We start from the raw sequence: 12,459 nt of genomic DNA, 5'->3' as shown, positions 1-12,459 counted from the left end.
GCCCAGAGAAAATATTTGTAAAAGGTTATGAAAAAAGAGGTTGACATCTTGATTTTCTTATGATAATATAGTAAACTGCATTAGCATAGTAGTACTGTGGAAAGTTGCCGCTATCGGCTGGTGAAAAAAACGCATGGGAGTGCGCTTTTTGCGCGTTTTTTGGAAAAAGCCGTCTACAGGTATTTATAACAGTTGTACGTAATCAATTTAAATATAGGAGTTGTTGTTGAGTATGCATGAAGTTAAGTTTGGAACAAATAAGAGAATGAGCTTTTCGAAGATCAAAGAAGTTCTAGACATGCCGGACTTAATCGAAATCCAAAAAAACTCTTACGAACGTTTTTTGAAGGAGGGTCTTGGAGAAGTGCTCAAAGACATTTCCCCTATTATAGACTATTCTGAGAACCTCGTGCTGGAGTTTGTCGATTATCACATTTCTGAAACGCCGAAATATGATGTGGAAGAATGCAAGGAACGCGATGTAAACTATGCCGCTTCTTTAAAGGTTCAGGTCCGTTTGCTCAATAAGGAGACGGGCGAGGTAAAAGAGCAGGAAGTTTTCATGGGCGATTTTCCGCTTATGACGGAAAAGGGCACCTTTATTATTAATGGCGCGGAGCGCGTCATCGTTTCCCAGCTCGTGAGGAGCCCGGGCGTATACTATGGGGACGCAAAGGACAAAACCGGAAAAGATTTGTATAGCTCCACCGTGATTCCAAACCGCGGCGCGTGGCTTGAATATGAAACGGATTCCAACGATTGTATGTATATCCGTGTTGACCGCACGAGGAAGCTTCCCGTGACGGTGTTTTTGCGTGCGATGGGCCTTTCGACGGATACGGACCTGCGGAATTTCTTTGGGGACGATATTAATATCGAAGCGACGCTTAAAAAGGACAACACCTCCACCAAGGAGGAAGGGCTTGTCGAAATTTACAAGCGCCTGCGTCCGGGCGAGCCGCCCACAGTGGAAAGCGCGAATATTTTAATCAGTTCGCTGTTTTTCGATAACAAGCGTTACGACCTTGCACGTGTCGGACGTTACAAATTCAATAAAAAGCTTGCGATTTCCCAGCGCATTGTAAACCAGGTTGCCGCAGGCAACGTGATCAATGAAGACACCGGGGAGCTTCTTGTCGCCGCCGGTGATGTGATCACGGAAAAAATTGCCTTGGAGATCGAAAACGCGGGACTTTCGTATGTTGATCTTTCAATAGGCGAAGAGATTGCGCGCGTACACGGCAACCGCTTTGTAGACGCGAAGAAGTACCTGAGCTTTGATCCCAAATCAGTTGGCCTCAACGAAAAAGTATATTATCCTGCACTCAAGGAAATCCTTGACGAGTGCGGATCGGATACCAAGAAGCTGAAAGAAGAACTCAGCGCGAATGTTTCCGTGCTGATTCCGCGGCATATCATCATTGACGATATGTTCGCTTCTGTGAGCTATTTCCTTGGCCTGAAGCATGGGCTTGGCCTTACGGACGACATCGACCACCTTGGAAACAGGAGACTGCGGAGCGTGGGCGAACTGCTGCAAAACCAGATCAGGGTTGGCCTTACAAGGCTTGAAAGAGTCGTGCGTGAAAGAATGTCCATCCAGGATATGGACGTTGCAACGCCTTCCAACCTGATCAACATCAGGCCGGTAACGGCTTCGATCAAAGAATTCTTCGGTTCATCGCAGCTTTCGCAGTTCATGGACCAGACAAACCCGCTTGCAGAGCTTACGCACAAAAGAAGATTGTCGGCGCTTGGGCCGGGCGGCCTGAACCGTGACCGCGCAAGCTTTGACGTGCGCGACGTGCACCACTCGCATTATGGACGTATGTGCCCGATTGAGACGCCTGAAGGGCCGAACATCGGCCTTATCGGTTCTCTTTCCACATATGCCAGGATAAACGAATATGGCTTTATTGAAACGCCTTTTCGTATGATCGACAAGAAAAAGGGCGCTGTAACGGATAAGGTCCGTTATATGACTGCGGACCAGGAGGAAGACCTCATCGTGGCGCAGGCAAATGAGCCGCTCGGCGACGACGGCGTGTTTGAGCACGAGCGCGTTATGTGCCGCGTGCGCGACCAGATTGTCGAAGTGTCGAGGAACGAGGTAGACCTGATGGACGTTTCCCCGAAGCAGCTTGTTTCGGTGGCGACGTCGCTTATTCCGTTCCTGGAAAATGACGACGCGAACCGTGCGCTGATGGGCTCCAACATGCAGAGGCAGGCAGTGCCGCTGTTAATCCCGGAGGCTCCTGTGGTCGGTACCGGTATGGAATATAAGGCAGCATACGATTCCGGCGTACTTTCGATTGCCAAGAAGAGCGGGGTTGTGAAGAGCGTCGACGCAAAAAATATCGTAATCAGCAATGACGACGGAACGGAATCGGAATTCCATCTGATCAAGTTTGCACGTTCCAACCAGGGCACCTGTATCAATCAGCTCCCAATCGTTTATGAAGGACAGAAAATTGAAGCCGGACAGGTTCTGGCGGACGGACCGTCCACTGCGAACGGAGAGCTTGGCCTTGGAAAGAACCTGCTCATTGGCTTTATGACATGGGAAGGTTACAACTACGAGGACGCTATGCTGATTTCAGAGCGTCTCGTGAAGGACGATGTGCTTACCTCAATCCACGTTGCGGAATATGAGGCGGAAGCCCGCGATACCAAGCTTGGGCCGGAGGAAATCACCCGCGATATTCCAAACGTTGGTGAGGATGCCCTGAAGGATCTTGACTCGCGCGGCATTATCCGCATTGGCGCGGAGGTGAGAAGCGGCGATATTCTGGTCGGCAAGGTGACGCCCAAGGGCGAAACCGAGCTTACGGCGGAAGAGCGCCTGCTGCGCGCGATTTTTGGCGAGAAGGCGCGGGAGGTTCGCGATACCTCGTTGAGGGTGCCGCACGGCGAAGGCGGTGTGGTCGTCGATGTAAAAATATTCACGCGTGAGAACAAGGACGAGCTCACGGCGGGAGTCAATAAACTGGTGCGCGTTTACATCGCGCAGAAAAGAAAAATATCCGTGGGCGACAAAATGGCCGGACGCCACGGTAATAAGGGCGTTATTTCCCGCATTCTTCCAATGGAGGATATGCCGTTCCTGCCGGACGGAAGGCCGCTTGATATTGTTTTGAACCCTCTGGGCGTTCCTTCCCGTATGAATATCGGGCAGGTGCTGGAGGTTCACCTTGGCATGGCGGCGAAGGCGCTGGGCTTTAACGTGGCAACGCCGGTATTCGACGGCGCTACGGAGGAGGATATCGAGCAGCTTTTGGAACAGAGCGGATTATCGCCTGACGGAAAAACAGTGCTTTACGACGGCCGCAGCGGCGAGCCGTTCGAAAACCGTGTTACCGTCGGTTACATGTATATCCTGAAACTGCATCATCTGGTTGACGACAAGATTCATGCACGTTCCACAGGCCCTTACTCTCTCGTTACGCAGCAGCCTCTGGGCGGTAAAGCACAATTTGGCGGACAGCGTTTTGGGGAAATGGAAGTTTGGGCGCTTGAAGCGTATGGCGCGTCAAATACATTGCAGGAAATCCTGACGGTAAAATCGGATGATGTTGTGGGGCGTGTTAAGACGTACGAAGCAATCGTGAAAGGCGAGAATATCCCGGAGCCGGGCGTTCCGGAATCGTTCAAGGTGCTCATTAAGGAAATGCAGAGCCTTGGCCTTGACATCAAGGTCCTTTCGGAAGACCGCGGGGAAATCGCGATCAAGGAAGCGGACGAGGACGATGGAATGGCGATCGACATCAACATTGCCGGAGCGGAAGACCTGCCGGAGGGCGAGGAAGAATTCGATGCGGGCGATATGGTCATCGAGGATATCGACGATCTTTCCATCGACGAGCTTGACCTGCCGGATATCGACCTCCTTGAAGATGAGGAGATTGATTTTGACGACGACTTTGCAGACGATGTGATTTCTGATATGGACGACGACATAGAGATTACGGAAGACCTGAACATCGACACGGATGTGCTCGACGACGGCGACGATCTGTAAGCGCAGGGTACTTGGTAGAAATAGAAAATTTTTGACATAGTAGAGAGGAGAGGAGTTTACTTTGTTTGAACTCAACACTTTTGATTCGATTCAGATAGGTCTGGCGTCTCCGGAGAAAATTCGCGAGTGGTCTAGGGGAGAGGTTAAAAAGCCTGAAACCATTAACTACCGCACATTGAAACCGGAAAAGGATGGACTTTTCTGTGAACGCATTTTCGGGCCGACAAAGGACTGGGAATGTCACTGCGGAAGATATAAAAGAATCCGTTATAAGGGTATCGTTTGCGAAAAGTGCGGCGTTGAAGTAACGCGCGCAAAGGTGCGCCGCGAGCGTATGGGCCACATTGAGCTGGCTGCTCCGGTTTCGCATATCTGGTATTTTAAAGGGATTCCTTCCCGTATGGGACTGCTCCTTGATATGTCGCCGAGGTCACTGGAAAAGGTGCTTTATTTTGCGGCTTTTGTGGTGACGGATCCGGGCGAAACGCCCCTTGAGTATAAGCAGCTTTTGACAGACAAGGAATACCGCGAAGCGCAGGCAAAGTTCGGCGAGGAAGCATTCTCCGCCGGAATGGGCGCGGAAGCGGTCAAGATACTGTTAAAGAACGTTGACCTTGACGCGTCCGCAAAGGAACTGCGTGAGGAACTGAAAACTTCGACGGGACAGAAACGCATCCGCGCAATCAAGCGCCTTGAGGTGGTGGAGGCATTCCGCCAGTCCGGGAATAAACCGGAATGGATTATTATGGATGTCGTGCCGGTAATTCCGCCCGAGCTTCGGCCTATGGTACAGCTTGACGGCGGACGTTTTGCCACGTCTGACCTCAACGACCTGTACCGCCGCGTGATCAACCGCAACAACCGCCTGAACAGGCTGCTGCAGCTTCGTGCGCCGGATATCATCGTAAGGAACGAAAAACGTATGTTGCAGGAAGCGGTGGACGCGCTCATCGATAACGGCAGGCGCGGGCGTCCGGTAACTGGCCCGGGCAACCGTCCGTTAAAGTCCCTTTCCGATATGCTGCGTGGTAAGCAGGGACGTTTCCGCCAGAACCTTCTGGGAAAACGTGTCGACTATTCCGGACGTAGCGTTATCGTGGTAGGGCCGGAACTGAAGATGTACCAGTGCGGGCTTCCCAAGGAAATGGCGCTTGAGCTCTTTAAGCCCTTCGTCATGAAAAAGCTTGTGGAAGAAGGCTTTGCCCATAACATTAAATCCGCAAAGCGTATGGTAGAAAAGGTGCGCCCGGAGGTTTGGGACGTGCTGGAAGAGGTGATCAAGGGACATCCTGTTCTCTTAAACCGTGCTCCTACGCTGCACAGGCTTGGCATCCAGGCATTTGAGCCGGTACTTGTAGAGGGACGCGCAATCAAGCTGCATCCGCTCGCTTGTACGGCCTACAATGCCGACTTTGACGGCGACCAAATGGCTGTGCACGTACCGCTTTCCGTAGAAGCGCAAAGCGAAGCAAGGTTCCTGATGCTCGCGGCAAACAATATTTTGAAGCCGCAGGATGGAAAACCGGTTGTTTCGCCGACGCAGGATATGGTCATCGGATCGTATTACCTGACAATCCACAGGGAAGGCGCAAAGGGCGAAGGAAGCATTTTTGCTTCGCCGGACGAGGCGATCCTTGCGTACAACACAGGCAATATCGACCTGCAGGCAATGGTTAAAATCCGCGTGACCAAAGAGGTGAACGGGGAAATGAAGACGGGCATTATCGAGACGACCACGGGCCGTGTGATTTTCAATCAGGCGATTCCGCAGGATCTTGGGTATATGGACCGCAGCCTGCCTGAAAACGAACTGAAATTTGAGGTTGACCAGCTGATCGACAAGAAACAGCTCGGCAAACTGGTAGACCTTTGCTTTGCGAAGCTTGGGCCGACAAAAACATCGCATGTTCTGGATGCGATCAAAAAGCAGGGCTTCCACTATTCGACGATCGGCGCGATTACGGTCAGCGTATCTGACATCAAGATCCCGCCGGCCAAGAAACAGCTGATTCAGGAAGCGGAGGACCGCGTACTGACAATCGAAAAGCAATACAAGCGCGGCCTGCTGACCGAAAAAGAGAAAAAAGACAATGCCGTTAAGGTTTGGGAAGAAACCACCAATAAGGTAACGGACGCTCTGATGAAGAGCCTCGATAAATTCAATCCAATCTACATGATGGCAAATTCCGGTGCGCGTGGTTCCACGAACCAGATCAGGCAGCTGGCCGGTATGCGCGGACTGATGGCCGATCCGAATGGTGAGATTATCGAGATTCCGATCAGGGCAAACTTCCGTGAGGGCCTTACCGTTCTGGAGTACTTTATTTCCTCGCACGGCGCGAGAAAAGGTCTTGCGGATACGGCGCTCCGTACAGCCGACTCGGGTTACCTTACGCGCAGGCTCGTAGATGTATCGCATAATGTGATTATCCGCGAAATCGACTGCTTTGAGAACCTTGGAGAACAGGTGCAGGGCGTGCCGATCAGGAAACTGACCAACACGAACGGCAAAGAGGTTATCGAGCCGCTCGAAGACAGGATCAGGGGACGTTATACGTCTCAGGATGTGATCGATTCTGACGGAAACGTAATCATTAAGGCGAACGAACTGATTACAAGCGAGATTGCGTCTCAGATTGTAAAGGCAGGCATCGAAGAAGTATATATCCGTACCGTGTTTACGTGCAAAAGCGAGCACGGTGTGTGCGCAAAGTGCTACGGCGCGAATATGGCGACGGGCAACAAAGTGGATATCGGCGAAGCGGTAGGCGTTATCGCGGCGCAGTCCATCGGCGAGCCTGGTACGCAGCTTACCATGAGGACGTTCCATACGGGCGGCGTCGCCGGCGGCGATATCACACAGGGCCTTCCCCGTGTAGAAGAGCTGTTTGAGGCAAGAAAGCCGCGCGGACTTGCGGTCATCTCTGAAATCGCCGGAACAGTTGCGATCAACGACACGCGTAAAAAGCGCGAAATCACGGTTGCCAATGACGCCGGAGAAGCAAAAACATATTTGATCCCTTATGGTTCGCGCGTTACCGTGACGGACGGACAGGTGATCGAAGCGGGCGACGAGCTGACGGAAGGCTCGATTAACCCGAATGACATCCTGAAAATCAAGGGCGTCAAGGGCGTTCAGGAGTATCTGCTCAAGGAAGTACAGATGGTGTACCGGATGCAGGGCGTTGAGATTTCCGACAAGCATCTGGAGATCATCGTTCGCCAGATGCTCAAGAAGTGTAAGATCGAGGATGCGGGAGATACCAGTATGCTTCCGGGCGAACTGGTGGATATCTTCCAGTTTGATAAGGAAAACGAGCAAATGATCCGCGAGGGCAAAGAGCCGGCAACGGCTTCGCGCGTACTCCTTGGAATCACGAAGGCTTCGCTTTCCACAAACAGCTTCCTTTCGGCAGCGTCCTTCCAGGAAACGACAAGGGTGCTCACCGAGGCGGCGATCAAAGGAAAAGTGGATCCGCTGCTGGGGCTTAAGGAGAACATCATTATCGGTAAGCTGATTCCTGCCGGAACAGGCATGAAGCGGTATAAAAATATCGATGTGATCTCAAATGTGGTAAACGACGACATCGCATCGCAGATCGATGTGGATATCACAGATACGGAAATATAAAGAAATGTTGTGAAAATGGTGGGCGGAGGTTATACTTACCTCTGCCCGTTATTTTATCAGGGCGCAAACAGCGCCCGTCTCAAAAGGGGTTTAGGAATTAATGAGCAATATGAACCAAACGGGTCAGGGCAGCGACCCGAAGAAAATGTGCCCGATCGCGGACAGCGAGCTGTGCGAGTGGCTGGGGAGAAACGGCTGCTATCAGTGCTATATCAGTACGCTGAAAACGCCGGAGGCAAAGGAGAAGGCGCTTTCCAACTGGAAAACCACGTTATCCTACCTTCCAAACAACATTGACGAGCTCCATTCCACCGGTAAATGCCAGTTTTGCAAAAGCGAAGAGCCTGAGGAAATGGATGGATATGCGACGTTTGAAATTGCGCATTCGGAGCCGTACGCGGAAAAAGGCCTGATTTTTGGGCTTGGGAAAAAGGTGCGTACGCCTGTCGGATCGCTCCTCACAATGCAGGTGAGTATTGGCAAAGAATGCAGGAAGGCATTCCGCAGGATTGATTTTATGCAAATGGGGATTCTGATCCTGTTTGTGATTGCGGGATTTGTTTTGCTGATGATCCCGCAGATCAGCGGGCCGCTTGCAAACTGGTTTGTTTTCATGCCGTATCTGCTTGTGATACTGATGGGGCTTGCCGGATATTTCCTTGGAAAGAACATGGCTGCCGCATATGAAAAGAAAATAGCGAAAAAGGTCAGGATAGACCTGCGGGAAATTAAGCTGATCAAGCAGATGCTGGACCGTGGCTGGTTCTTTTTCCAGACGACGAACGGAATGCCGCGTGTGTTTTTCTCCAAGAAAAAGACGTACGAATGTTTGAAACCGCAGCGTAATCTCGAAATCGAGGAAGATGAGGACGAGGAAACGCTTGACAATATGAACATTTAAGTGATATTATATTTAGGCGCGCTTTTTGCGTTTTTTTGAGGTGTGTAATCATGTATGATGAACTGAAAAACGCTGAAAACAAGGTGGTTGGGCTAAAACAACTGCTGCGCGGACTTGATGCGGACGATGTTTCGGCGGTGTATATCGCAGACGACGCGGAGGAGCATATCAAGGAGCGTATCCTTGAGGCCATCGGCGAGCAAGACATCCATGTGGTGTATGTGGAATCGATGCGCGAGCTTGGAAGGCAGTGCGGAATTGAAGTTTCAGCGGCCTGCGCGGCTATCATCAAAAATTAATTCTCTTCATGGGTTGCGGAGAATTTGAGCCATAACAATTAGAATTGATAAGGAAGAAAGGAAGGTGCGTGTATGCCTACCATTAACCAACTGGTAAAAAAAGGCAGAAAATCCCAGGTTTCGAAATCGAATTCGCCTATTTTAAAACAGTGTCCTCAGAAGAGAGGCGTGTGTTTGGCGGTTAGGACGATGACTCCTAAGAAACCTAACTCTGCTTTGCGTAAAATTGCAAGGGTTCGCCTTGTAAATGGCATGGAAGGTACGGCTTACATTCCGGGAATCGGTCACAACCTGCAGGAGCATAGCGTTGTCCTCATCAGAGGCGGCAGGGTAAAAGACTTGCCTGGTGTAAGATATCATATAGTACGCGGGGCGCTTGATACGGCCGGCGTTGCAGACAGAAAACAATCGCGTTCGTGCTACGGTGCGAAAATGCCCAAGAAATAAGATATCGCCCTGATTAGTGGCGTATCTTTCCTGCGTATGCCGCAGAGCATAGCGGGATTTTCCTGGACCGGCTGCGAAAATGCTGATTTTGCAGTTGGGAGTTTTCTGGAAATGGGCGGGAATTTTCCCGTTCGTGTGGAATGGTAAATGATTCTTTTAATATAAGGAGGGCTTTTCAATGCCTAGACGTGGTGGAGTTCCAAAGCGTGAGGTAATAGCGGATCCGATGTACAACAGCACGGTGCTGACGAAGCTGATCAACCAGATCATGGTTGATGGCAAGCGTGGTACATCCCAGAGAATTTGCTATGACGCTTTTGAAATAATCAAAGAAAAAACAGGCAAGGATGCGATTGAAGTATTCAATGCCTGCATGGAAAACATAATGCCTGTACTCGAAGTTAAGGCAAGGCGTGTGGGTGGTGCGACCTACCAGGTTCCGATGGAGGTTCGTCCGGAGCGCCGTCAGACACTGGCAATCCGTTGGCTGGCACTGTTCTCAAACAAACGCAGTGAGCGCACGATGAGGGAACGTCTCGCGGCGGAAATCATGGATGCTGCAAACAATACGGGCGCAAGCGTTAAGAAGAAAGAAGATATGCACAAGATGGCGGAAGCAAACAAGGCGTTTGCACACTATCGCTGGTAAGAAAGCGTATCTTAAAATTTCATGAAATGGTCAGGAAGCGGTTTTAGGAGCGTATTTTGCTCTTAAAACCGTTAGTGCCGTTAAACAGAGACCTTATGAAGGCATAAGAACGAGGTCAGGGCCGCGGCCTTTGCCCGGAAGGGACAGAACAGGATTGGTGTGCTGTGGCAAGCGAACACACGGCAGCGTGTGTCATGGAAAACGCGGTATTGTTGCCGTTTGTTTCACTGTAAATTTGGTGTAAACAGACGGTAAACATTTTATGAAATTGCAGTATTTTTCATCGTAATAAGGTAAAATAGTACTGTTAGGGTAAAATAAAAATGTTTTTATAAATTTTTATCAGAATGGAAAGGAGAAACAATGGCTGGAAAATTTCCACTTGAAAAGGTAAGAAATATTGGTATTATGGCGCATATCGACGCCGGTAAAACCACTGCCACCGAACGTATCCTGTTTTATACGGGCAGGACATATAAGATCGGCGATACACATGACGGTAATGCGGTCATGGACTGGATGGAACAGGAACAGGAAAGAGGTATCACGATCACTTCTGCTGCTACAACGACGCAGTGGGAGGGCCACCAGATCAATATCATCGATACGCCCGGACACGTTGACTTCACGGTAGAAGTTGAACGTTCGCTGCGCGTGCTTGATGGTGCCGTTGCGGTTTTTTGCGCGAAAGGCGGCGTAGAGCCACAGTCTGAAACCGTTTGGAGACAGGCGGAGGGCTATGGCGTACCGCGTATGGCGTTTGTCAATAAAATGGATATCATGGGTGCTGACTTCTACAATGTTGTCGACATGATCAGGGAGAGACTTGGCGCAAATCCTGTGCCGCTTCAGCTGCCGATTGGCGTGGAAGACACTTTCTCGGGTATCGTTGACCTCGTTGAGATGAAGGCGGTTGTGTATCCGGAGGATGATCCGACAGGTACGAAATTCGATGTGGTGGATATCCCGGACGACATGAAAGACATGGCGGACGAATACCGTGAAAAGCTGATTGAGGCAGTAGCGGATCACGACGAATCCATTATGGAAAAATATTTTGCGGGCGAAGAAATCTCAAAGGATGAAATCATCAAAGTGCTGCGCAAAGGTACAATCGCAGGTTCGATTATTCCGGTATGCTGCGGCAGCGCTTACAGGAACAAAGGCGTTCAGCCTTTGCTCGATAAAATCGTAGAGCTTATGCCATCCCCGCTCGACGTTCCCCCAATCAAGGGAATCAAGCCGGGTACGGATGAAGAAATCGAGCGTCCGGCGGACACAAACGGTCCGTTCGCAGCGCTTGCGTTCAAAATTATGGCAGATCCGTTTGTTGGCAAGCTTGCGTTCTTCCGCGTCTATTCCGGTAAGGTGAGAAGCGGTTCTTACGTGCTCAATTCCACAAAAGGAAAGCGCGAGAGAATCGGACGTATCCTGCGTATGCACGCAAACCACAGGGAAGAAGTAGACGAGGTCGAAGCTGGCGATATCGCAGCGGCAGTCGGCTTCAAAGATGTTGGAACAGGCGATACGCTGTGCGACGACAAACAGCAGATTATTCTTGAGAACATGGTGTTCCCGGATCCGGTTATCCAGGTTGCTATCGAGCCCAAGACCAAAGCGGGACAGGAAAAAATGTCCGTAGCGCTGCAAAAGCTGGCAGAAGAAGATCCGACGTTCCGTGCTTATACGGACGAGGAGACGGGCCAGACGATTATCGCAGGTATGGGCGAACTGCATCTGGAGATCATCGTAGACCGTATGCTTCGTGAGTTTAAGGTGGAAGCTTCGGTTGGTAAGCCTCAGGTTTCCTACCGCGAGACCATGACAAAGCCGGTCGACGTGGAAGGCAAGTATGTCCGCCAGTCGGGTGGTAAGGGCCAGTATGGTCATTGTAAAATCCACGTGGAGCCTTTGGAGCCGGGCAGCGGTTATATTTTTGAAAGTAAAATCGTTGGCGGATCGATTCCGAAGGAATATATCCCGTCCATCGACAACGGTATTCAGGAAGCTGCAAAGAGCGGCCTGATCGGCGGATTCGAGGTTATGGACTTTAAGGTAACGCTGGTCGACGGTTCTTACCACGAGGTTGACTCTTCTGAAATGGCGTTTAAGATCGCAGGTTCCATGGCGATCAAGGAAGCATTCGCAAAGGGCGGCAGCATCCTGCTTGAGCCGATGATGAAGGTTGAAGTCGTTGTACCTGAGGAATACCTCGGCGACGTTATGGGTAACGTAAACTCGCGTCGTGGACGTATCGAAGGTACGGAAGCACGCGGCGGCGGACAGATCATCCGCGCGATGGTGCCTCTTTCAGAAATGTTTGGCTATGCAACGGACCTTCGTTCCAGGACGCAGGGCCGCGGACAGTTCACAATGCAGTTTGACCATTATGAACCGGTTCCGAAGAGCATGGTGGAAAAAATCACCGGAGAAAAGAAATAAGCCTGAATGCGTCGCGAAATGAACGCGCAGGCAAAAGAAACAGTATAGCGAAAAGTAACAAGTAATAAGGAG

Annotated in this window: 7 protein-coding genes; all 7 read left to right on the top strand. The window is 50.7% G+C overall.

The genetic code is table 11. From position 1 onward, the window contains the following. Nucleotides 1-232: 232 nt before the first annotated feature. The 7 genes from rpoB to fusA all read left to right on the top strand — a co-directional run bounded on the left by rpoB (nt 233) and on the right by fusA (nt 12,387). Entirely contained in the window at nt 233-4,018 is a 3,786-nt protein-coding gene (gene rpoB, locus ACS5WU_RS13360) for a DNA-directed RNA polymerase subunit beta (protein ID WP_059108823.1), read from the top strand. A gap of 61 nt (nt 4,019-4,079) precedes the next feature. Further along, nucleotides 4,080-7,649 carry a DNA-directed RNA polymerase subunit beta' gene (gene rpoC / locus ACS5WU_RS13355; RefSeq protein WP_046442675.1) on the top strand — a complete coding sequence of 1,190 codons (3,570 nt, stop codon included), beginning with the start codon at nt 4,080-4,082 and terminating at the stop codon, nt 7,647-7,649. A 109-nt stretch (nt 7,650-7,758) separates the two neighbouring features. Then, on the top strand, nt 7,759-8,550 hold the full coding sequence (locus tag ACS5WU_RS13350; RefSeq protein WP_131925059.1) for a hypothetical protein: 792 nt from the start codon (nt 7,759-7,761) through the stop codon (nt 8,548-8,550). Between the two features lie 50 nt (nt 8,551-8,600). Beyond that, the gene (locus ACS5WU_RS13345) at nt 8,601-8,849 is read left to right on the top strand and encodes a ribosomal L7Ae/L30e/S12e/Gadd45 family protein (protein ID WP_046442673.1); all 249 of its coding nucleotides are present in this window, start codon (nt 8,601-8,603) and stop codon (nt 8,847-8,849) included. A gap of 72 nt (nt 8,850-8,921) precedes the next feature. Further along, nucleotides 8,922-9,296: a 30S ribosomal protein S12 gene (gene rpsL / locus ACS5WU_RS13340; protein ID WP_046442672.1), complete on the top strand. Its 375-nt coding sequence runs from the start codon at nt 8,922-8,924 to the stop codon at nt 9,294-9,296. A gap of 178 nt (nt 9,297-9,474) precedes the next feature. Continuing rightward, complete coding sequence (gene rpsG, locus ACS5WU_RS13335; RefSeq protein WP_046442671.1) at nt 9,475-9,945, top strand: 30S ribosomal protein S7; 471 nt, start codon at nt 9,475-9,477, stop codon at nt 9,943-9,945. A gap of 363 nt (nt 9,946-10,308) precedes the next feature. After that, nucleotides 10,309-12,387, top strand: coding sequence for an elongation factor G (fusA, locus tag ACS5WU_RS13330; RefSeq protein ID WP_046442670.1), 2,079 nt, complete (start codon nt 10,309-10,311; stop codon nt 12,385-12,387). The last annotated feature ends 72 nt before the right edge of the window (nt 12,388-12,459 follow it).

It is taken from the genome of Christensenella sp. KGMB01412, assembly GCF_055522415.1.
Note: the sequence above shows the minus strand (reverse complement) of the source record. Positions and strands in the feature narration are given on the sequence as shown.

Bases quoted from the DNA above. Each gene is read 5' to 3' on its own strand.
- rpoB (WP_059108823.1), top strand. From the start codon at position 233: ATGCATGAAGTTAAGTTTGGAACAAATAAGAGAATGAGCTTTTCGAAG.
- ACS5WU_RS13350 (WP_131925059.1), top strand. From the start codon at position 7,759: ATGAACCAAACGGGTCAGGGCAGCGACCCGAAGAAAATGTGCCCGATC.
- ACS5WU_RS13345 (WP_046442673.1), top strand. From the start codon at position 8,601: ATGTATGATGAACTGAAAAACGCTGAAAACAAGGTGGTTGGGCTAAAA.
- rpsL (WP_046442672.1), top strand. From the start codon at position 8,922: ATGCCTACCATTAACCAACTGGTAAAAAAAGGCAGAAAATCCCAGGTT.
- rpsG (WP_046442671.1), top strand. From the start codon at position 9,475: ATGCCTAGACGTGGTGGAGTTCCAAAGCGTGAGGTAATAGCGGATCCG.
- fusA (WP_046442670.1), top strand. From the start codon at position 10,309: ATGGCTGGAAAATTTCCACTTGAAAAGGTAAGAAATATTGGTATTATG.